This window comes from Serratia sp. TSA_198.1, from assembly GCF_052686505.1.
The window spans coordinates 372,359-392,284 of sequence record NZ_JBQZFP010000002.1 but is presented as its reverse complement, the minus strand read 5'-3'; the positions used below and the strand labels follow the sequence as shown (position 1 = coordinate 392,284).

21 protein-coding genes are annotated in these 19,926 nt (G+C 57.6%); 3 read left to right on the top strand and 18 right to left on the bottom strand.

Annotated elements, in window-relative coordinates; translation table 11 throughout:
• Positions 1 to 30 precede the first annotated feature (30 nt).
• From hisP to ACUTSW_RS13180, 15 genes are all read right to left on the bottom strand, one after another.
• Positions 31 to 804: a histidine ABC transporter ATP-binding protein HisP gene (gene hisP / locus ACUTSW_RS13250; RefSeq protein WP_004947323.1), complete on the bottom strand. Its 774-nt coding sequence runs from the start codon at positions 802 to 804 to the stop codon at positions 31 to 33.
• Between the two features lie 18 nt (positions 805 to 822).
• Positions 823 to 1,527, bottom strand: coding sequence for an ABC transporter permease (locus tag ACUTSW_RS13245; protein WP_004947327.1), 705 nt, complete (start codon positions 1,525 to 1,527; stop codon positions 823 to 825).
• Complete coding sequence (locus ACUTSW_RS13240) at positions 1,524 to 2,210, bottom strand: histidine ABC transporter permease HisQ (RefSeq protein ID WP_004947330.1); 687 nt, start codon at positions 2,208 to 2,210, stop codon at positions 1,524 to 1,526. Before ACUTSW_RS13240 ends, ACUTSW_RS13245 begins: the two co-directional genes overlap by 4 nt.
• 85 nt (positions 2,211 to 2,295) lie before the next feature.
• On the bottom strand, positions 2,296 to 3,078 hold the full coding sequence (hisJ, locus tag ACUTSW_RS13235; protein ID WP_004947333.1) for a histidine ABC transporter substrate-binding protein HisJ: 783 nt from the start codon (positions 3,076 to 3,078) through the stop codon (positions 2,296 to 2,298).
• Between the two features lie 302 nt (positions 3,079 to 3,380).
• Positions 3,381 to 3,953, bottom strand: a complete 573-nt coding sequence (locus tag ACUTSW_RS13230; protein ID WP_013813906.1) for a UbiX family flavin prenyltransferase — start codon at positions 3,951 to 3,953, stop codon at positions 3,381 to 3,383.
• A gap of 130 nt (positions 3,954 to 4,083) precedes the next feature.
• Positions 4,084 to 5,601, bottom strand: coding sequence for an amidophosphoribosyltransferase (gene purF / locus ACUTSW_RS13225; RefSeq protein ID WP_004947338.1), 1,518 nt, complete (start codon positions 5,599 to 5,601; stop codon positions 4,084 to 4,086).
• Positions 5,602 to 5,622: 21 nt separating this feature from the next.
• Positions 5,623 to 6,123 (bottom strand): colicin V production protein, encoded by a 501-nt coding sequence (gene cvpA / locus ACUTSW_RS13220; protein ID WP_004947341.1) that lies wholly within the window; start codon positions 6,121 to 6,123, stop codon positions 5,623 to 5,625.
• A gap of 233 nt (positions 6,124 to 6,356) precedes the next feature.
• Complete coding sequence (dedD, locus tag ACUTSW_RS13215) at positions 6,357 to 7,160, bottom strand: cell division protein DedD (protein WP_063201238.1); 804 nt, start codon at positions 7,158 to 7,160, stop codon at positions 6,357 to 6,359.
• A complete protein-coding gene (gene folC, locus ACUTSW_RS13210; protein WP_445584612.1) occupies positions 7,161 to 8,426 on the bottom strand; it encodes a bifunctional tetrahydrofolate synthase/dihydrofolate synthase in 1,266 nt (421 codons plus the stop codon).
• A 208-nt stretch (positions 8,427 to 8,634) separates the two neighbouring features.
• The gene (gene accD / locus ACUTSW_RS13205; RefSeq protein WP_004947349.1) at positions 8,635 to 9,543 is read right to left on the bottom strand and encodes an acetyl-CoA carboxylase, carboxyltransferase subunit beta; all 909 of its coding nucleotides are present in this window, start codon (positions 9,541 to 9,543) and stop codon (positions 8,635 to 8,637) included.
• A 234-nt stretch (positions 9,544 to 9,777) separates the two neighbouring features.
• On the bottom strand, positions 9,778 to 10,440 hold the full coding sequence (locus tag ACUTSW_RS13200) for a DedA family protein (protein ID WP_006317062.1): 663 nt from the start codon (positions 10,438 to 10,440) through the stop codon (positions 9,778 to 9,780).
• Between the two features lie 93 nt (positions 10,441 to 10,533).
• A complete protein-coding gene (gene truA, locus ACUTSW_RS13195) occupies positions 10,534 to 11,355 on the bottom strand; it encodes a tRNA pseudouridine(38-40) synthase TruA (RefSeq protein ID WP_004947355.1) in 822 nt (273 codons plus the stop codon).
• Entirely contained in the window at positions 11,355 to 12,365 is a 1,011-nt protein-coding gene (locus ACUTSW_RS13190; RefSeq protein ID WP_004947358.1) for an aspartate-semialdehyde dehydrogenase, read from the bottom strand. Before ACUTSW_RS13190 ends, truA begins: the two co-directional genes overlap by 1 nt.
• 151 nt (positions 12,366 to 12,516) lie before the next feature.
• Positions 12,517 to 13,638 carry a 4-phosphoerythronate dehydrogenase PdxB gene (gene pdxB / locus ACUTSW_RS13185; RefSeq protein ID WP_062868112.1) on the bottom strand — a complete coding sequence of 374 codons (1,122 nt, stop codon included), beginning with the start codon at positions 13,636 to 13,638 and terminating at the stop codon, positions 12,517 to 12,519.
• 178 nt (positions 13,639 to 13,816) lie between these two features.
• Positions 13,817 to 14,590 carry an AraC family transcriptional regulator gene (locus ACUTSW_RS13180; RefSeq protein WP_062792094.1) on the bottom strand — a complete coding sequence of 258 codons (774 nt, stop codon included), beginning with the start codon at positions 14,588 to 14,590 and terminating at the stop codon, positions 13,817 to 13,819.
• 123 nt (positions 14,591 to 14,713) lie between these two features.
• Between ACUTSW_RS13180 and ACUTSW_RS13175 the strand changes: the two genes are divergently transcribed.
• Positions 14,714 to 15,613, top strand: a complete 900-nt coding sequence (locus ACUTSW_RS13175) for a DMT family transporter (RefSeq protein ID WP_445584752.1) — start codon at positions 14,714 to 14,716, stop codon at positions 15,611 to 15,613.
• Here the strand turns inward: ACUTSW_RS13175 and ACUTSW_RS13170 are convergent.
• The 3 genes from ACUTSW_RS13170 to ACUTSW_RS13160 form a co-directional block, all read right to left on the bottom strand.
• A complete protein-coding gene (locus ACUTSW_RS13170; protein ID WP_445584611.1) occupies positions 15,610 to 17,028 on the bottom strand; it encodes a sensor histidine kinase N-terminal domain-containing protein in 1,419 nt (472 codons plus the stop codon). The two genes, ACUTSW_RS13175 and ACUTSW_RS13170, sit on opposite strands and share 4 nt — an antisense overlap.
• Positions 17,015 to 17,689: a transcriptional regulator TctD gene (gene tctD / locus ACUTSW_RS13165; RefSeq protein WP_013813917.1), complete on the bottom strand. Its 675-nt coding sequence runs from the start codon at positions 17,687 to 17,689 to the stop codon at positions 17,015 to 17,017. Before tctD ends, ACUTSW_RS13170 begins: the two co-directional genes overlap by 14 nt.
• Before the next feature lie 203 nt (positions 17,690 to 17,892).
• The gene (locus ACUTSW_RS13160; protein ID WP_063201256.1) at positions 17,893 to 18,219 is read right to left on the bottom strand and encodes a hypothetical protein; all 327 of its coding nucleotides are present in this window, start codon (positions 18,217 to 18,219) and stop codon (positions 17,893 to 17,895) included.
• A gap of 275 nt (positions 18,220 to 18,494) precedes the next feature.
• Between ACUTSW_RS13160 and ACUTSW_RS13155 the strand changes: the two genes are divergently transcribed.
• Both ACUTSW_RS13155 and ACUTSW_RS13150 read left to right on the top strand, forming a co-directional pair.
• Positions 18,495 to 19,475, top strand: coding sequence for a Bug family tripartite tricarboxylate transporter substrate binding protein (locus ACUTSW_RS13155; RefSeq protein WP_063201259.1), 981 nt, complete (start codon positions 18,495 to 18,497; stop codon positions 19,473 to 19,475).
• A gap of 14 nt (positions 19,476 to 19,489) precedes the next feature.
• The gene (locus tag ACUTSW_RS13150) at positions 19,490 to 19,921 is read left to right on the top strand and encodes a tripartite tricarboxylate transporter TctB family protein (RefSeq protein ID WP_004947383.1); all 432 of its coding nucleotides are present in this window, start codon (positions 19,490 to 19,492) and stop codon (positions 19,919 to 19,921) included.
• The last annotated feature ends 5 nt before the right edge of the window (positions 19,922 to 19,926 follow it).

Here is a 19,926-nt window from a genome sequence, read left to right as displayed (position 1 = left end):
GGCCCGGCGGAGCAGGGCCCCGGCAACCGATTATTTTAAAGCGCCGGAAAGGAACTGCTGCAGGCGCGGGCTTTTTGGATTGCCAAACAGCTCAGCCGGTGGTCCCTGCTCTTCAATAAGCCCTTTATGCAGGAAAATCACGTGGCTTGATACATGGCGCGCAAATTCCATCTCGTGCGTCACCACCACCATGGTTTTCCCCTCTTCAGCCAGCTTCTGCATGATGCGCAGCACTTCCCCCACCAGCTCCGGATCCAGTGCCGACGTCGGCTCATCAAACAACAGCACCTCCGGTTCCATTGCCAACGCACGGGCGATGGACACACGCTGCTGCTGGCCACCCGACAGATGCACCGGGTATTTGCCGCGAGCACGTTCGTCGATGCCCACCTTATCCAGATAACGCACCGCGCGCTCGCGCGCTTCGGTCTTGCTCAACCCCAGCACCTGCACCGGCGCTTCCATCACGTTCTCCAGCACGGTCATGTGGCTCCACAGGTTAAAGTGCTGGAACACCATGGTCAGACGAGTACGCAGCAATTGCAGCTGTTTCTTGTCAAACACCTTCAGTTGGCCGTCCTTGTCGCGCACCATGCGAATATCTTCATTATTCAGGCTGATGGAGCCTTCGCTGGGTTTCTCCAGGAAGTTAATGCAGCGCAAAAAAGTGCTTTTACCGGACCCCGAAGAGCCAATGATGCTAATCACATCCCCTGCATTCGCCGCCAGTGACACGCCTTTCAGTACTTCGTGCTCCCCATAACGCTTATGCAGTTCAGTGACGGCTAATTTATTTTCAGACATGGTTTTTCCCCGTCATTATCAGTGACTAACGTGCGCCATCCAGCGTTTTTCGGCCTTGCGGAACAGGCTGATCAATACGTAGGAGATCGCCAGATACAGCACAGCCGCGATGCCGAAGGCATAGAACGGCTGATAGGTCGCCGCGTTGATATCTCGCGCTATCTTCAACAGATCCGGCACGGTGGCGGTAAACGCCAGAGCCGTGGAATGCAGCATCAGGATCACTTCGTTGCTGTAAGCCGGCAGCGCGGTGCGCAGCGCCGAAGGCAGAATGATGCAGCGGTACATTTTGAAGCGAGAGAACCCATAGGCGCTGGCCGCCTCAATTTCACCGTGCGGCACCGCGCGGATCGCCCCGGCGAAGATCTCGGTGGTGTAGGCGCAGGTGTTCAACGTCAGCGCCAGAATGGTGCAGTTGAGCCCGCTGCGGAAGAACGCGTTGAGGAAATCCGTACCTCGCACGATCTCCAGGCTGTACATCCCCGAATAAAACACCAACAGCTGCACATACAGCGGCGTGCCGCGGAATATGTAGGTGTAGAGCCACACCGGAAAACGCACCCAGGAGATTGAGGAAACGCGCGCTACCGCCATAGGTATCGCCAGCAAGCCGCCCATCACCACCGATGAGATCAGCAGCCACAGCGTGACCGCCACACCGGTGAAACGGTAGCCGTCGCTCCACAGCAGCGATTGTCCATACTGTTGCAAAATCTCGATCATAATTCGGCCCTCTTGACGCCCAATGAATAACGCCGTTCAAGCCACAACAACACGCCATTGGAAACGGTGGTAAAAATCAGATAAACCACACCGGCCACTATCGCAAAGAAGAATGGCTGATAGGTGCCTTTGCCGGCCAGTTGAGTGGCCTTCACCACGTCGTTCAGACCCAGAATCGACACCAGCGCCGTCGCCTTGAGGATCACCTGCCAGTTGTTGCCGATGCCCGGCAGGGCAAAACGCATCATTGCAGGGAATAAAATGCGGCGGAAAATCTGTGAGCCTGAAAAACCGTAGGCGGTGGCCGCCTCGATCTGCCCCTTCGGCACCGCCATATAAGCGCCGCGAAAGGTTTCCGTGAAATAGGCACCATAGATAAAGCCGAGGGTAATAATCCCCGCGCTGAGCGGATCGATATCAATTTGCGAAAAGCCGAGCAGTTCTGTGAGGTTGTTCAGCGCAATCTGCAGGCCGTAGAAAATCAGCAGCATCAGCACCAAATCAGGCACGCCGCGGATCAGCGTGGTATAGGCACCAAACAGCGTAGAAAGCAGGCGGTTATGGGAAAGCTTGCCGCCGGCACCGATCAAACCAATCACCAGCGCCAGCAGTACGGAACTGAGGGCCAGTTCCAGCGTCACCAGAGCGCCCTCAAATATCAGTTGGGAATAGCCTTGCAGCATCTACTTCACCCTGTCGTCATTGGAGCCCGAACCATCGGGGCCAGCAGGCCGGCCCCGTAGTCACACCATGGAACGGTACGTGGGATTAACCGCCGTAGACGTCAAAATCGAAGTATTTTTTCGCAAACTTGTCGTAAGTGCCGTCTTTGCGCATGTCGGCAAAGGCTTTATCCAGCGCCGCCTTCAGTTCGGTATCGGTCTTGCGCAGCCCCATACCGGTGCCCACGCCAAAGAACTTGTCATCCTTCACCGATTCGCCGGCGAAAGCGTAATCCTTGCCCGGAGGCTGCTTCAGGAAGCCGTCGCTGCCCGCCACTTCATCCTGGAAGGCGGCATCGATACGGCCGGATGCCAGGTCGGCATATACCAGGTCCTGGTTCTGGTAAGGCACCACGGTGATGCCCTTAGGCTGCCACATGGCGTTCGCGTAGGCTTCCTGGGTGGTGCCCTGCAGCACGCCCACGCTCTTGCCTTTCAGCGCGTCCACCGTTGGCAGCAGCTTCGAGCCTTTCGGCGCGATCAGACGGGCGTTAGCGGCGTACAGCTTGTCGGTAAAGGCAATTTCCTGCTGGCGTTTTTCAGTGATCGACAAAGAAGAAATGATGGCGTCAATTTTCTTCGCCTTCAGAGAGGGGATCAGTGCGTCAAAATCGCTTTCCACAAAGGTACATTGGGTATTTATGCGTTTGCACAGCTCTTTGGCCAGATCGATATCAAAGCCGACCAACTCACCTTTGGCATTTTTGGATTCAAATGGTGCATAGGTCGGATCGGTACCTATCTTCAGCGTCGATGGTAGCGCGGCAAATGCGCTGCTTACTGCGCTCAAAGCCAAGACTAAAGGAAGAACCTTAACCAGCTTTTTCATAAATTACCCTCAAATTGATTTTTCTGATGCCACTGCGGGCATTACTTTCCCACCAAATCAATTTGCAGTAATCGTGCCACATTTGTTGCTGTAGGCGGAGGGAACGGCTCCGGCCTTCACAAAACTGTTTCCTGGGACGATAACCGCAAAAATAAATCGGCCAGTCAGGGCCGCGTCACGGGCAATGACAAAATGCCAGAGCCTTGAAACAGTGAACGTGATGGAGTGGGATCATTATGGTGCATGCGCCGCCCTAATTCAGTGCGGTGTTGCACAAATGTGCCAAATTGGGGATAAATTTGTTAATTGGAGCCTTGCCAGCGGGTGAACAAATCTTTCGGTAATTCAATGTCGAACTGATCGACCACCCGATTCACGGTTTGATCGATGATGTCATCGACGCTTTTCGGTTGGTGATAAAAAGCAGGTACCGGTGGCATGATCACCGCGCCCATCTCCGCCGCCTGCGTCATCAGGCGCAAATGGCCGATATGCAACGGGGTTTCGCGCACGCACAACACCAGCCGGCGGCGCTCCTTCAGGACCACATCGGCGGCGCGCGTCAGCAGGCCGTCGCTATAGCTGTTGGCGATACCGGATAACGTCTTGATTGAGCAAGGTAAAATCACCATACCCAGGGTTTTGAACGAGCCGGAAGAAATGCTGGCACCGATGTCGCGTGCGTCATGCACCACGTCAGCCAACGCCTGCACTTCACGCAGACCGAGCTCGGTTTCCAGCGAAAGCGTTTGCCGCGCCGCATTGCTCATCACCAAATGGGTTTCCACCTCTGCGACGTCACGCAATGCCTGCAACAGGCGCACGCCGTAGATTGCGCCGCTGGCGCCGGAAATACCGATGATGAGTCGTTTCATAAAGCTGGCCTCTGCCGAAGAGAAAGTAGGATCAGGCAGACTTTGCCGGAATGGCGGTGCATAAGCAAGTCGGGGAGGATAATGCACCGCGACAAACGCCGCGGTGCACCTTTTTGGCTAGCGCTTAGGCTTAACCTTCGTTATGCATTTCCAGATTTTCTGCTTCGGTCTGGCCACGCATCGCCTGGGCGTCGTCGTTGCGCAGCGATTCCAGATACTCGAGGTAGTTCTGGTCTACGTCCTTGGTAACATAGATGCCGTTAAACACCGAGCATTCGAACTGGCTGATGTCCGGGTTCTCTTCGCGCACCGCTTCGATCAGATCGTTCAGATCCTGGAAGATCAGACCGTCGGCACCGATGATTTGGCGGATTTCATCCACTTCACGACCGTGGGCAATCAGTTCGTTGGCACTCGGCATATCGATGCCGTACACGTTCGGGAAACGAATTTCCGGCGCAGCGGAAGCCAGATAAACGCGTTTCGCCCCGGCGTCACGCGCCATCTCAACGATCTGCTCGGACGTGGTACCGCGGACGATAGAGTCATCCACCAGCAGCACGTTCTTGTCGCGGAACTCGGCGCGGTTGGCGTTCAGCTTGCGGCGTACCGACTTACGGCGCGCCTGCTGGCCCGGCATGATGAAGGTACGGCCGACGTAGCGGTTCTTCACAAAACCCTGGCGATACGGCTTATCCAGGATACGAGCGATTTCCAACGCGATATCGCAGGACGTTTCCGGGATCGGGATCACCACGTCGATGTCCAAATCTTCCCATTCGCGGGCAATCTTCTCACCCAGCTTCTGCCCCATGCGCACACGGGCGCTGTAGACCGAAATCTTGTCCATAAAGGAATCTGGACGTGCGAAGTAGACGAATTCGAACAGGCACGGGTTGGTTTTCGGGTTCTCTGCGCACTGGCGGGTGAACAGTTGGCCCTTCTCGGTGATGTACACCGCTTCGCCCGGCGCCACGTCGCGCAGGAACTCGAAGCCCAACGTATCCAGCGCTACGCTCTCGGAAGCCACCATATACTCGTTACGGCCATCTTCAAGCTGGCGTTTGCCGATCACCAGCGGGCGGATGCCGTTCGGGTCGCGGAACGCCAGCAGACCGTGGCCGATGATCATCGCCACGCAGGCGTAAGCGCCACGCAGTTGCTGATGCATGGCGGCAACGGCGGTGAAAATGTTGTCTGACTCCAGCGGATAATCCTGGAAGCGGTCCAGCTCGCTGGCCAGTACGTTCAGCAGGATCTCGGAATCGGAGGTGGTGTTGATATGGCGGCGACCGCTTTCAAACAGCGATTGGCGCAGCTCATGGGCGTTGGTCAGGTTGCCGTTATGGGCCAGCGTAAGGCCGAACGGCGAGTTTACATAAAATGGTTGAGCCTCTGAGGCACTGGAGCTGCCAGCCGTCGGGTAGCGCACATGGCCAATACCCATGTTGCCCTGCAAGCGCTGCATATGGCGTGCCTCAAACACATCCTTCACCAGACCATTTGCTTTACGCAGACGGAACCCGTTGTGGGCATCTATGGTGACGATGCCTGCGGCATCCTGGCCACGGTGCTGAAGCACCATCAACGCATCATAAATCGACTGGTTTACCGGCATAAAACCGGCGATACCGACAATACCGCACATGTTGTCTTTTCCTCATCAGCGCTACCGCCCCGGTAAATGGGTCGGTAAGAAACTCGACGTGCTCTGCAGGTAGTCAAAGAACCACCTGATGATATAACTGAACTGGGGAATGAGCTGTGACTGTTTCCAGTCGTCACTTTGCGAGAAGCCGGTAAAGGTATCCAGGAAAAACAGCATCGCCGAAACGATCAACACGCCGCGCAGTGCGCCGAAACAGACGCCCAGCACCCGGTCGGTGCCTGATAACCCGGTTTTCTCTACCAGTGAGCTAATCACATAGTTGACAATAGCTCCTACGATCAGGGTCGCGATAAACAAGATGGCAATCGCGATGCCGTTTCGCACCAGTTCATCTTCAAAACGAGTGAAGTAGACCGCAAGGTAAGAGTAGAAATGGCTGGCAACAAAAAACGCACATCCCCATGTCACAAGTGACAATGCTTCGCGAACAAACCCTCGGATCAGGCTCACCAGAGCCGAAAATCCAATCACCGCTATAATGACGTAATCAATCCAGACCATGAACTATTCCAATGATGAATCGCCCCTGCATCCAATTCGCGGCGAATTCTAACAGAAAAAGAAAACGTTTGCGTAGGGGATTTCCTAGCACGTTACAAATAAAAAACGGCGATAAAAAAATTCCCAATCGCCGCACCTACATAGGCCGTTTTGCCTGTGAAAGGCACATTTTTAATAGTGATTACACCAGCACTCATCGATTCAGGGGCACAGCATGCTGTGCCCCAATCCTGTCAACGTGCGCCGTAGGGCTTCACCTGGCCGCTCAAACCGCTGATGGAGTTCAGCGCAGACAGCGAAGACTGCAACTTCTGTTTTGAAGCGTCCGGGCCAACGTAGATCCGGGTGATCTGCCCCTGCACCGGCGTTGACGGCACGGTGAAGGCGCGATAGCCGGACAGCCTGAGCGACGCCACAACCTCATTCACCTTGGCGGCGTTTTTCAGCGCCCCCAGTTGCACCACATAAGCCTGCCCTGCCGGCGCTTTCTCTTCTGCGGCCGGTTTCGGTTCTGGCTTAGGTTCTGGTTTAGGTTCTGGCTTCGGCTCAACTTTGGGCTCCGCTTTAACCTCCGGAACAACCTCAGGCTTCGGCTGAACAACCGGTTTCGGCTGCTGCACCGGCTTTGGCTTCACTTCCACCGGCTTGGTTTCAACCGGTTTTGGTTTCACTTCCACCGGTTTGGTTTCGACCGGCTTCGGTTTCGGTTGTTGCACCGGGCGAGTTTCGACCGGCGGCGCGACCTGAACCGGCTGTTGCGCCGTCTGGCGCACGGCCTGCTGCGAGGCCGCTTCGTTCGCTGCCTGCTGCTCGACCAGTGCGCCCGCCCCCTCCGGCGGCTGCGCCGGCAAAGACTGGGTTACCGGCGGCACCACGTCGTTTTCTTCCACGTCACCCGGTTTCGGCACCAAGGGAATGGCCGCGAATTCATCCTCGTAATGTTTCTTTTTTCCATCCAGTAGCCCTGGCAGGATGATGACCCCCAGCGCGACCAGAATGACGGTTCCTACCAATCGGTTTTGAAATTTGCTTGCCACTCACACTCCCCGCATCTCGTCTAACGCCGCCATCACGTGCGCAACGGTGTGGAACGATCCACAGACGATCACAATATCCTGAATATCAGCGTCCTGCATAGCCTGACGCCAGGCAGTTTCGACATCGGCAAACTGCCGCGGTTCCGTCAAATGTTGCGCCAGCGATTCCACGCTGGCTCCACGCGGCCCTTCCAGCGGCGCGCAATACCATTCATCCACCTGCTCGCTCAGGCAAGCCAGCGTGCCGGCGATGTCTTTATCCGACAGCATGCCCACCACGGCACGCACCTTGCCGCCATTACGCGGCAACTTGGCCAAACGCCCGGCCAGATAGCCTGCGGCGTGCGGGTTATGCGCCACGTCCAGGATCAGCATCGGATCCTGTCGCACAATCTGGAAGCGCCCAGGCAGCGTCGCCTGCTGCAGGCCGGTGAAGATCGCCCGCTCATCGATTTCCAACGCGGAATAATGCAACGCCGCCAACGCGGTCGCGGCATTGGCTAGCGGGACGTTGGGCATCGGCAGGTCGGTCAGCCGCGTGCCGCCGCCTTCCCACTGCCAGCGTTCGCCCTGTTCGCTGTAAGTCCAGGCTTCGCCACGGCGATACAGCGTCGCGCCCAGCGTTTCCGCTACCTCGCGAATGGTGTCAGGCATATCCGGCTCGCCCACCACCGCCGGCTTGCCGCCGCGGAAAATCCCGGCCTTCTCGCGGCCGATGCTTTCGCGATCGTTGCCCAACCAGTCGGTATGATCCAGCGCGATGCTGGTGACCACAGCCACGCTCGGATCGACGATGTTGGTCGCATCCAGGCGGCCGCCAAGGCCAACTTCCAGGATCACCGCGTCAAGCTTAGCCTGTTTGAACAGTTGCAGCGCCGACAGGGTGCCAAATTCGAAATAGGTCAGTGAGGTTTCACCCCGACCCGCCTCAATGGCGGCAAACGAACGGCAGTGCTCCGTTTCGCTCAGCTCATCGCCCTGAATGCGCACCCGTTCGGTATAGCGCACCAGATGCGGCGAACTGTAAACGCCAACGCGCAGACCGGCTGCCATCAGAATGGCTTCCAGAGTCCGGCAAGTCGTGCCTTTGCCGTTGGTGCCGGCAACGGTGAACACCGTCGGTGCGGGAGTGAGTAAATCAAGATGCGCCGCAACGCGCTGTACGCGTTCCAGGCCAAGTTCGATCGCCTGGCTGTGCAGACGTTCAAGATAATAAAGCCACGAGCTCAATGACGACGTGGCTTGGGGAATTTGGTGGTTTTGCATGAGTCCCATCACTGATTGGGTTCATTGATCCATCAGGGCACCCCCCTCACCGCGGTAAAGGCGATGCTCTCCGTAACACCCGTCACCTTTCAAGCTGCAGCGAGTTGACCGCAACGTGAAATTCATAGGGCATATCAGCCGGCATTTAGCCACAAAACGACGGCTGAATCCCGCGCGGGCTTGCACCTGCGCGGGTGATTTATCGGCCTCAGGCGTCGGCCTGATTTTCCTGTGCGACTACCGGCTCCGCCTCATCGAAATGCGGCTGCGGCTGGTTGGTCAGCTTGGAAAGGATACTCGCCAGAGTGCGGCGCATTTCCGGACGGCGCACGATCATGTCGATGGCGCCTTTTTCAATCAGGAACTCACTGCGCTGGAAGCCCGGCGGCAGTTTTTCACGCACGGTCTGCTCGATAACGCGCGGGCCGGCAAAGCCGATCAGCGCTTTCGGCTCGGCGATGTTGATATCGCCCAGCATAGCCAGACTGGCGGAAACGCCACCCATGGTCGGGTCGGTCAGTACCGAAATGTACGGCAGACCACGTTCCTGCAGTTTCGCCAGCGCTGCGCTGGTCTTCGCCATTTGCATCAGCGACATCAGCGCTTCCTGCATACGCGCACCGCCACTGGCTGAGAAACACACCAGCGGGCAGTTGTCTTCCAGCGCCTGTTCAACCGCGCGCACGAAACGTGCACCGACCACGGAAGACATGGAACCGCCGATAAAAGCAAATTCGAAAGAAGCGGCGACAATCGGCATGCCGTACAGCGTGCCTTTCATCACGACCAGCGCATCTTTCTCGCCGGTCGCTTTCTGTGCGGCAACCAGACGATCTTTATACTTTTTGGAATCCTTGAACTTCAGAACATCTTTCGGCTCCAGTTCGCTGCCCAGTTCTACCTCACTGCCCTCGTCCAGCAGGGTATGCAGGCGCATGCGCGCAGTCATGCGCATGTGGTGGTCGCACTTAGGACACACTTCCAGATTACGTTCCAGCTCGGCGCGATAGAGAACCTGACCGCAGCTGTCACATTTGGTCCAGACCCCTTCAGGAATGCTCGCCTTACGGGTTTGTGTAATATTGCTCTTGTTAAGAATTCGTTCAATCCAGCTCATCGATGACCTTTCTGTTTGAACCTGGCACATGCCAGTCCGCTGTTCATGCTTTAACAATCCCCCCGCAGACAGACCCAATGAAAAAGTGCCCGAGTGAAACGCGACAAACGCGTGACCGAGGCACTGGCTTCAGGGTTTGCTCGCAGGAACAGACCATAAATGTCGCTCATTAAACCATATCGGCCCGACACTGTGGATAAAAAACTGGTCGAACCGACAGGTTAAGCGATGTTTTTACTGTTTTTGCTGGCGGGCAGCCGCGCGCTTATGGCGCCAGATTTCAATGATGCCCGGCAAAATTGAAACCAGGATGATCGCCACGATCAACAGTTTCAGGTTTTCCTGCACGATCGGCAAATCACCGAAAAGGTAGCCAGCATAAGTGAAGAGCAGCACCCAAACCAGCGCGCCAATCACGTTGTAGGCAGCGAAATGACGGTAGGACATTTTCCCCATACCGGCGACGAACGGCGCAAATGTACGCACGATCGGCACAAATCGCGCCAAAATAATCGTTTTCCCACCGTGTTTTTCATAAAACTGATGGGTTTTATCCAGATAGCTGCGGCGGAAAATTTTCGAATTCGGGTTACTGAACAGCTTATCGCCGAACAGCCGGCCAATAGTATAGTTCACCGCGTCACCGAGGATCGCAGCTCCGACCATCAGCGCAACCATGGTATGCACATTCAGATCGTTAGTCGGCAGCGCCGCCAGCGCGCCGGCGACAAACAGCAGAGAATCCCCCGGCAGGAAAGGCGTAACCACCAGGCCGGTTTCGCAAAACAGGATCAGGAACAAAATGGCATAGACCCACATGCCGTATTGCGCGACCAGTTCGGCCAAATGCACGTCAATATGCAAAATAAAATCAATCACAAACTTGATGATGTCCATAGATTCTCTCTTTTTACCGGGTGTCTCACCCACCCGGCAGATGTACAAGGGAGCAACGCGTCGGGCGCGCCGGCGTCTAATCGTCAGCTAAAACTAATCGTCGGGTAAAAACAGCGGCCCCATTGGCGGCCGGGGCAAACCAAAATGCTCAGGATAATCGACGGACACCAGATACAACCCTTCGGCACGCGCCGTCGCCGCAGCCAGATTCCGATCCTTCAGCGCCAGCAGTTCGGCCATCCAGTTCTCACTCTGATTGCCGCAGCCGATTTCCATCAGGCTGCCGACAATGTTGCGTACCATATGGTGCACAAAGGCATTCGCCTTAATATCTACCACGATATACTCGCCGTAGCGCGTAACCTTAACGTGTTTTACGTTACGCCATGGCGTGCGCGACTGACATTGCACGGCACGGAACGACGTAAAATCGTTCTCGCCCAGCAGCGCCTGTGCCGCCCTTTCCATCCGTTCGGCATCCAGCGGGTGATAAAAATGGGTCACCCCCTGCTGCAACACTGCCGGGCGGTAGCGGTGGTTATAAATAATGTAGCGGTAACGACGCGCGGTGGCGCTGAAACGCGCATGGAAATCTTCGGCCACACCGGTCACCCAACGCACGGCAATATCCGGCGGCAGATGGGTATTTACCCCCATCGTCCAGGCGGCGTCCTTGCGCTGCGCGGTGGTTTCAAAATGCACCACCTGGCCGGTAGCGTGCACGCCGGCGTCGGTACGTCCGGCGCACAGTACGCTAATCGGCGCATTCGCCACCTTGCTCAACGCCTGTTCCAGACTGGCCTGTACGCTGGCGACTTCCTGCTGACGCTGCCAGCCGTAATAACGGCTGCCGTCATATTCAATCCCCAGCGCGATTTTTAACCTCGGTTGGGTGGGCAAGACAACTTCAGACATCAGTACATCTGCTCCTGCACCAGACGCTCTGCGGTTTCGATCGCCATCAGCGCGCCGCCGAAGCGTACGTTGTCCGCCACCGACCAGAACTGCAGGATTTCAGGAATGCCGTAGTCATTGCGCAAGCAGCCGACGCTCAACGCATCGCTGCCGGACGCTTCCGTTACCTGAGTCGGGTAGTCGTCTTCTTCGCTCAGTTGGATATCATCCACCTGCTCCAGCTCGCTGCGCGCTTCTTCGGCAGAGATCGGGCGCAGCGCTTCCAGGTGAACCACTTGCGCGTGGCCGTAAAACACCGGCGACTGTACGCAGCTCACGGAAATCGGCAGCCCTTCGTCCTGCAGGACTTTGCGCACCTGATCGACAATCAAGCGTTCTTCGCGCACGCTGCCCTGCTCGTCGGCCAGCAGCGGTAGCAGGTTGAACGCCAGTTGCTTGGCGAAAACGCCCGGCTCGGCCGGAATGCCGTTCAGCAAGCGCGCGCTCTGGCCGGCCAGATCGTCCACCGCCACTTTGCCGCGTGCCGATACCGACATCAGGGTGGTGACGTGCAGACGGGAAAGCCCGGCCTGCTCGGTCAAAGGCTTGATCGCCGTCAGCAGTTGGCTGACCATGCTGTCGGCCACGGCGACAATATTACGGTTGCGGTAGTCCGCCAGCACCTGCGGGTTAACGCCAGGTACCACCAGCGGTACATCCGGCTCCAGCGCAAACAGGCCGCTGGTGTCGATCACCAGACAACCCATGTTGCCGGCGTCTTCCGCATAGCGGGCCGCCGCCTCGGTACCGGCGACAAAGAACGCCAGTTGCGCCTGTGACCAGTCAAATTCTTCCGCTTTTTGCACCAGCACCGACTTGCCGTTGAAGCGTACCGTTGCCCCGGCGCCGCGTTCACTGGCCAAAGGATAGAGTTCGCCCACCGGGAACTGACGTTCCTGTAATAATTCCAGCAACGCTTCACCTACCGCGCCAGTGGCGCCAAGCAGAGCGATATTCCAGCCGTCAGACATTGGGTTTCTCCAGAGTATTCATTTAAAAAGCAGACGGGCAGTGTTGCCACCGCCCGATAATCCTTTGCCGCCTATTATAGCGGCGATTGCTTAAGGCAACCTTACGTATTGGGCGCGATGCCTTTTAGGCAAGGAGCCGGATGCCGGCCCCTTACAGCACGCTGAAGCCCAGCTTGTGCAGCAGTTCCGCACTGGCACTGTCATTGCACTGGACGCGCAATGAGGACCATTCACGGCGCTCCTGATAATGCTTGCGCAGGCGATCGAATTCGCCCGCTTGCCCAGCCACTTTGCGCAGCGGTGCATCATCGCGGCGCACATCATACACCAAGTGCATCAATCGTTTTAATTTGCCTTCATCCAGCGGCCCGTTCAACTGGATCTGGCTGAATTCCGGCACCGGCAGCAGCGAGGCCAGCTCAATCTGCTGTGGCTGCCCCACATGGCGGCTGAAGGCCTCGAACACCTGAGTGGTGCCCCGCGCCTTGCCTTCCAGCGTGTAACCGGCAATATGCGCAGTGCCGATATCCACCCGCGCCAGCAGCGGTAATGAAAGCTCCGGCTCCGGTTCCCAAACGTCCAGCACCGTGCTCAGCTTTTTGCCTTTCTCCAGCGCCAACAGCAGCGCGGCGTTATCCACCACCTCGCCACGGCAGGCATTGATCAGGATACGGTTGTCGGGCAGCGCCGCCAGCAACTCGGCGTCAACCAAGTGCAGCGAGCGATAGGGACCGGATTTATTCAGCGGCGTATGGAACGTCAGCACATCGGCTTCCGCCACCAGTTTTTCCAGCGGCCAGAACTCACCGACGTCACCACGTTCTGCGCGCGGCGGATCGCACAGCAGCGTACGGACGCCCAAGGCTTTAAGGCGGGCATCCAGGCGCGAACCTACGTTGCCCACACCAATAATGCCGACGGTTTTGTCGCGCAACTGAAAACCGTCGCGTTCGGCCAGCAGCATCAGCGCAGAGAACACATATTCCACTACCGCAATGGCGTTACAGCCTGGCGCTGCGGAAAACCCGATGCCCTGCTGTTTCAGCCAGGCATCATCCACATGGTCAGTACCGGCGGTGGCGGTGCCGACGAAACCGATGCGAGTACCGGCCAGCAGATCTTCATTCACTTTAGTCACCGAACGCACCATCAGCGCATCGGCATCCGCCAGCGCATCACGCGGGATCGGGCGGCCAGGCACCGCCTGCACATCCCCCAAACGACTGAACAATTCAGCCGCGTACGGCATATTTTCATCAACCAGGATTTTCACTTGTTGCTCCGACGATTTGCGACTATTTATCCCCAAAATAATTGGCGTTGCATCAAGGCGGCAAGAGCAGGAGTCCCCAGGAGCTTACTCAAGTAAGTGACTGGGGCGAGTGCTCGCAGCCAACACAGAGGCAGCGTCAAGTATGAAGAGATTATCTGGGAAAGAGTGTGCCACCGAATCAGGCCCGGCGAAAGCGTTCGGGCGTGCTGCCGGCGATTTGCTGAAACATGACGATAAACGCCGAGGCCGAGCTGTATCCCACCTCCAGCGCGACGTTCTGCACGGTTTTGCCCTGTTCAAGCAGCGAAACGGCATGCAGGAAACGCAACCGCTGGCGCCACTCACTGAATGACATGCCCAGCTCTTGCCGGCAACGGCGTGACAGGGTGCGTTCGGTGGTATAGACCCGGGCGGCCCAGACGGCGAGCGAGGTGTTGTCCGACGGGCAATGCTCCAGCGCTTCCAGCACCGGCGCCAGGAATTTATCTTCGGACGACGGCAAATAAGTTTGCTGGACCGGCGACAGATGCAGTTGATCGATCAGCGCCCGGCACAGACGCAAATCCTGTTTGTCATGCGGGATGTATTGTTTGCGTGCGTAAAAATCTTCGGCGATGGCACGGAAAATCGGCGTCACGCTCACCAGGCAGGGGTCGGCCGGCAGCCCGACGCACAGCGACTGCATGATATCCACCATGCGGCACTGCGCCTGCCGCTGGTTGTAGCAGGAGTGCTCGATCCCCGCCGGCGCCCACAGCACAAATTCCGGCGGCGCCAGAAAACGTTGATTGCCGACCTTCATCACCATCACCCCGGTTTTCACCCACATCAGTTGCCCCCAAGGGTGGCTGTGCGGCTGGAATTCCGTGCGGGCATTAAACTCCTCGCAACGAAATTGCACCGGGCGCGGCGCCGGGATCAAGGCTTCAGGAAAGTGACGGATTTCTGACATGGTTGCACACCGTGATTTGTCTTGTTGACACAAAATATTGTCTGTATATCGCTATATATAATAAACCGGACACGAGTAGACTAGCCAGCATGTCCGTCGTTATTGAGAATAATCATCGTGAATATGCTCTTCCCGCTGCTGGCGGTGCTGATCTGGTCGGTTAACGCCGTCGTCAGCAAACTCTCCGCCACCGCAATCGATCCGGCCGCCATCTCGTTTTACCGTTGGCTGCTGGCGCTGATCGTCCTGACCCCGTTCGTATTGCCCGGCGTGATCCGCAATTGGCGGGAGGTGCGCGCCAACGGGTGGAAATTGCTGATCCTCGGCCTGCTCGGCATGGTGCTGTACCAAAGCCTGGCCTACTATGCGGCGCACAGCGTCAGCGCGCTGTTTATGGGTATCATTGTGTCGCTGATCCCGCTGCTGACCATTCTGATCAGCATCGTACTGCTGCGCATTGCACCGACCGTCGGCGTGGCGATCGGCAGCGTGCTGTCCTTCGGCGGATTGATCTGGCTGGTCAGCGCCGGTCATCCAGGCGAGCTGTTGCAACATGGCATCGGCAAGGGCGAACTGATGATGTTCGCCGCCGCCGCGTCCTATGCGCTGTACGGCGTGCTGACCAAACGCTGGATGATTGCTCTGCCTAATTGGCAGGCGCTGTATGTGCAAATCCTGTTCGGTGTCGTGCTGTTATTGCCCAACTTTCTGATGGCGCAGGATGTCGGGCTGAACAGCCAGAATATCCCGCTGGTGCTGTTCGCCGGCATCCCGGCTTCGATCATCGCGCCTTTCTTGTGGATCCAGGGCGTGATGCGCCTCGGGGCCAATACTGCGTCGATATTTATGAACCTGTCGCCGGTCTTTACCGCCGTCATCGCCGTGCTGTTCCTGCATGAACAGCTGCACAGCTACCATTTGATCGGCGGTGGCGTCACGCTGCTGGGCGTAATTTTGTCGCAACGTCTGCGCACGCCGTTAGGGCGCAAGGAAAAAAAACCAGCGGCCGAAGTGAAGTCCTAAGGCAACAGCTGAAAACGCACCCGCACCAGCAGGCCGCCCAGCGCGGCCGAGGTCAACAGCTCCGGGCGGGTGTCGTGATAGCGGGTAATGTCGCTGACCAGCGCCAACCCCAACCCGGCACCGGGCTGATCGCCCACGTTATCCAGCCGGTGGAAGGGTTGCAGCGCCTGCGCGGTATCCTGCTGAGCAATGCCTGGCCCGTTATCTTCTATCTCCAGCACGCACTCCCCGGCCAGTTTATCGAGCGTCAGACGCGCGGTGACCACGCCCTGATTCGGCACGTATTTCAGCGCGTTATCCAGCAGATTGGCGCACAACTCGGTGAGCAACAGCGCCTCGCCGCCGACCCAGCATACCGACTCCCCTTCATAGCCTAAATCAATGCGCTTGCTGCGCGCCTGCGGCAGACGCGAAAAACAGGCATCGCGCAGTACCTGCGCCAGATTCACCGGTTGCAGCTTGCGATCGGCATGATGTTCATGGGCTTTAAGCCGCGAGAGATAGAGCAGGCGATCGGTCAGCGCCACGGTGTTATCCAGCGTGACGCTCATCGCCGCCAGGCTTTCCCGCCACTGCTCCGGCTTATCGCTGGCCAGCGCCACCCCCACCTGAGTTTTCAGCACCGTCAGCGGCGTGCGCAGTTGATGAGAGGCGTCGGCGCTAAAACGCTCCTGACGCGCCACCATTACCCGCAGCCGTTCGATATAGCGATTGAACGCCAGCAGCAGAGGCTGCATTTCCGACCAGGGCAACACCATCGGTAACGGCGTCAGTTCGCCCGGATCGCGCCGCAGCATGATGCCGGAAAGCTTGCGCATCGGCTTTAGCACTCGCTTGAGCAAGGCGAAGGCCAGAATCATCGTCAGCACCACCACGGTCCCCTGGCTGAGCAAGGCGGAAAGCATCATCTGCCGTGCTAGGTAACGGCGCGACTCCAGCGTTTCCGCCACCAGGATAGTCGCCATGCCCATGACGCCCGATTCATTGACCGGCTGGTACAGCGCAGCCACGCGGATCGGCCGGCCGCTGTATTCGGCGTCATAGAAATGCACCAGCGCCGGATACAGGCTGGAGCGCAGGATATGCGGCGGCATGGGCGGCAGATCGTCGTAACCGGAGATGCTTTTTCCCTGCGGAGAGATCACTTCGTAATAGAGCTGATCGTTCATGTTGCGCTCAAAGCTATCGAGCACCACGTAAGGCACATCCACTTCCAGGCGGCCGTTGCGCACCACCAGCCGCTCCGCCACGGTGCGCGCCGATGCCAGCAGCGTGCGATCGTAAGCCAGCGTGGCGGCGTTCATGGCGCTAAAGTAATGGGTGTAAATGGAGATACCGCCCAGCACCAGCAAAGGTAAACCGAAAAACAGCAGCAGTTGATAAAACAGGGAGCGCGGTGCGTTAAACCACCTCATTGCAGAGCTCCAGGCTATAGCCCAGACCGCGCAGAGTGACGATCGCCACGTTGCTGCCCTGTAACTTTTTCCGCAGCCGATGCACGTACAGCTCAATACTCTCCGGATTGGCCTCGTCGGACAGGGTAAACACCTGTTCAAACAGCTGCTGTTTGGCGACCGGCCGGCCGCGCCGGTGGATCAGGGCAGTCAGCACCGCCAACTCGCGGGGCGTTAGCGACAGCGGTTTATCGTCCAGTTGAAAATAGCCTTCATCGTGATAGGTCAGCGCGCCATATTGCAGCGCCTGCTGGGTAACGCCGACGCTGCGGCGCAGCAGCGCCCGAATGCGCGCTTCCAGCTCATCGAGTTCAAAGGGTTTGGTGAGATAGTCATCGGCGCCCAGATTCAGCCCTTTGACCCGATCGGCAACGTCAGTTCTGGCGGTCAACAGCAACACCGGCAGGTCCTGGCCGCGCTTGCGCAGGCGGGCCAGCAGATCCAGGCCATTCAGGCGCGGCAACGCTACGTCCAGCACCACCAGCGCATAGCGTTCGTTTAACAACAGATGGTCGGCCGCCAACCCGTCCGGCGCGATGTCCACGGCAAAACCGGCGCCGGTCAGCGCCTTTTGCAACCAATGGGATAACTCGGGATGATCCTCTACCAATAACAGCCGCATTTTTCCATTCCATTGATTTCTCTGTACAAGCAGGATGAATACAGCGCCATATCGTCAGGAGACGACATATCGCTTGTTAACATGTTTATAACAGCAGGATGGCATGGAAGGCGGCGTGATAGAAGGGTGGCGCAGAGCCCGTTTTGGGAGCTGGTACACAATTACGGTATAGAACAACGGGTGCTGGCGGCACCCGGTTTATTTCAACATGGAAGCCCGCTGTCGGCCAAGGCGATATCAAGCGCCGGCCGCACTTTGGCTGGGCTGAACGGCGGAGAAACCAGCACGGAGCGATTATTGGCGGCAAAAACGATATCCACGCCGGTGATGCAGGCAGTCATCTGGCAGGCATGTTTTTCGCCGTTGGCCGTAGAAAAATGCAGTTCAAAAACGCCGATCTCCGGGCGCAGGCGTTTTAGCCGACAATGCCCCGCCTCCCCAATCATTTCAGCATAAGCCGCCGGCAACATCTTGATAGCGCTCACCTTGGCGTTGTCCCTGCCACCGAATAATTTCCCGAGTAAAAACATAATAATGCGTCCGTAATAATTTTATTTTTTATTATTTTACCCCAAGAGCAACGCAACAAAACTGACATTACACATGTTTTAAGCCAGGTTTACGGGCTGTTCTTGCCACGCCGTATGTGCTAGCGCACCGGCGGTTGGCCCCGGACAGGAGACGCGTATCACATCTTGTAAACTTTCCCCGCGACTGAAAGGTAAATGAAAGGTTGTTGATTTAACAATTCAGCAACCCGTATCGGCGGGGATTCACACCGACAGAAAATACCTTGGGGAAAGCAATGAAAAAAACAATCACCCGTACTCTGGCTGCAACCGCCCTGCTGCTGGCGGCCAATCAGGCCTTTGCCGTAGAAGCGCCGAAACGCACCGAATGCATCGCCCCCGCCAAGCCCGGCGGCGGTTTTGATCTGACCTGCAAACTGATTCAGGTGTCGCTGCAAGAAACCCAAGCCATCGACAAACCGATGCGCGTTACCTATATGCCCGGCGGCGTCGGTGCGGTGGCCTATAACGCCATCGTCGCCCAACGCCCTGCGGAATTCGGCACCGTGGTGGCCTTCTCCGGCGGCTCCCTGCTCAACCTTTCGCAAGGGAAGTTCGGCCGGTACAACGTCGATGACGTGAAATGGCTGGCCGCCGTCGGTACCGACTACGGCATGATTGCCGTGCGCGCCGACTCGCCGTACAAAACCCTCAAAGAGCTGATGAACGCCTTCCAGAAAGATCCCAACAGCGTGGTGTTCGGCGCGGGCGCGTCGATCGGCAGCCAGGACTGGATGAAAACCGCCCTGCTGGCGCGCGAGGTCGGGGTCGATCCTCACAAGATGCGCTACGTCGCGTTCGAAGGCGGTGGCGAGCCGGTCACCGCGCTGCTCGGTAACCATATTCAGGCAGTGTCCGGCGATTTGAGCGAAATGGTGCCCTACCTGCAAGGTGACAAAATTCGCGTGCTGGCGGTGTACTCCGAACAGCGTCTGCCGGGCCAGTTAGCCGACGTGCCGACCGCCAAAGAACAGGGGTTCAATCTGATCTGGCCGATCATCCGCGGTTTCTACGTTGGCCCGAAGGTCAGCGAAGAGGAATACCAGTGGTGGCTCGACACCTTCAAGAAAATGATGGCAACTGACGAATTCAAAAAGCAGCGCGACCTGCGCGGCCTGTTTGAATTCAACCTGGCCGGCAAGGAGCTGGATGCCTACGTGAAAAACCAGGTCAATCAGTACCGCGAGCAGGCCAAAGTCTTCGGCCTGGCTAAATAACCGGGGGAAATACCATGAGCGATCGCATTTTTGCCGGTTTCTGGTTGCTGCTGTGTATCGGCGGCCTGTTTATCGGCTGGGGCATTCAGAGCGAATACAGCTATGAACCGCTGGGGCCGCGCCCCTTCCCGCTGGCCATCCTCAGCCTGATGTCGCTGTGCGCGGCACTGCTGCTGCTGAACAAACCGCAGGCCGTCGAATGGCCGCACAACAAGGTAATGCAACGCCTGCTGGTGCTGGTGATTACGCTGGTGCTGTACGCCTGGGGCTTCGAATGGCTGGGCTTTCCGCTGGCCACCGCACTGCTGACCTTCAGTATTGGCTTGCTGTTCCAGGCCAGCCTGCTTGCGGCAGCGGTCTCCGGCGTGGTGATGGGCGTTGCGCTGTACTACGCCTTTGACCAATTACTCGATGTAACACTGCCACTCGGCGTTTGGCTGAGCTAACGGGG

Excerpts from the sequence above, each read along its gene's own strand:
- ACUTSW_RS13230 (WP_013813906.1), bottom strand. The coding sequence starts at position 3,953 with ATGAAACGACTCATCATCGGTATTTCCGGCGCCAGCGGCGCAATCTAC.
- folC (WP_445584612.1), bottom strand. The coding sequence starts at position 8,426 with ATGCAAAACCACCAAATTCCCCAAGCCACGTCGTCATTGAGCTCGTGG.
- purF (WP_004947338.1), bottom strand. The coding sequence starts at position 5,601 with ATGTGCGGTATTGTCGGTATCGCCGGTTTTATGCCGGTAAACCAGTCG.
- ACUTSW_RS13240 (WP_004947330.1), bottom strand. The coding sequence starts at position 2,210 with ATGCTGCAAGGCTATTCCCAACTGATATTTGAGGGCGCTCTGGTGACG.
- ACUTSW_RS13160 (WP_063201256.1), bottom strand. The coding sequence starts at position 18,219 with ATGTTTTTACTCGGGAAATTATTCGGTGGCAGGGACAACGCCAAGGTG.
- ACUTSW_RS13175 (WP_445584752.1), top strand. The coding sequence starts at position 14,714 with ATGCTCTTCCCGCTGCTGGCGGTGCTGATCTGGTCGGTTAACGCCGTC.
- accD (WP_004947349.1), bottom strand. The coding sequence starts at position 9,543 with ATGAGCTGGATTGAACGAATTCTTAACAAGAGCAATATTACACAAACC.
- ACUTSW_RS13200 (WP_006317062.1), bottom strand. The coding sequence starts at position 10,440 with ATGGACATCATCAAGTTTGTGATTGATTTTATTTTGCATATTGACGTG.
- tctD (WP_013813917.1), bottom strand. The coding sequence starts at position 17,689 with ATGCGGCTGTTATTGGTAGAGGATCATCCCGAGTTATCCCATTGGTTG.
- cvpA (WP_004947341.1), bottom strand. The coding sequence starts at position 6,123 with ATGGTCTGGATTGATTACGTCATTATAGCGGTGATTGGATTTTCGGCT.
- ACUTSW_RS13180 (WP_062792094.1), bottom strand. The coding sequence starts at position 14,590 with ATGTCAGAAATCCGTCACTTTCCTGAAGCCTTGATCCCGGCGCCGCGC.
- ACUTSW_RS13190 (WP_004947358.1), bottom strand. The coding sequence starts at position 12,365 with ATGTCTGACGGCTGGAATATCGCTCTGCTTGGCGCCACTGGCGCGGTA.
- ACUTSW_RS13150 (WP_004947383.1), top strand. The coding sequence starts at position 19,490 with ATGAGCGATCGCATTTTTGCCGGTTTCTGGTTGCTGCTGTGTATCGGC.
- ACUTSW_RS13155 (WP_063201259.1), top strand. The coding sequence starts at position 18,495 with ATGAAAAAAACAATCACCCGTACTCTGGCTGCAACCGCCCTGCTGCTG.
- truA (WP_004947355.1), bottom strand. The coding sequence starts at position 11,355 with ATGTCTGAAGTTGTCTTGCCCACCCAACCGAGGTTAAAAATCGCGCTG.
- ACUTSW_RS13245 (WP_004947327.1), bottom strand. The coding sequence starts at position 1,527 with ATGATCGAGATTTTGCAACAGTATGGACAATCGCTGCTGTGGAGCGAC.
- ACUTSW_RS13170 (WP_445584611.1), bottom strand. The coding sequence starts at position 17,028 with ATGAGGTGGTTTAACGCACCGCGCTCCCTGTTTTATCAACTGCTGCTG.
- hisP (WP_004947323.1), bottom strand. The coding sequence starts at position 804 with ATGTCTGAAAATAAATTAGCCGTCACTGAACTGCATAAGCGTTATGGG.
- hisJ (WP_004947333.1), bottom strand. The coding sequence starts at position 3,078 with ATGAAAAAGCTGGTTAAGGTTCTTCCTTTAGTCTTGGCTTTGAGCGCA.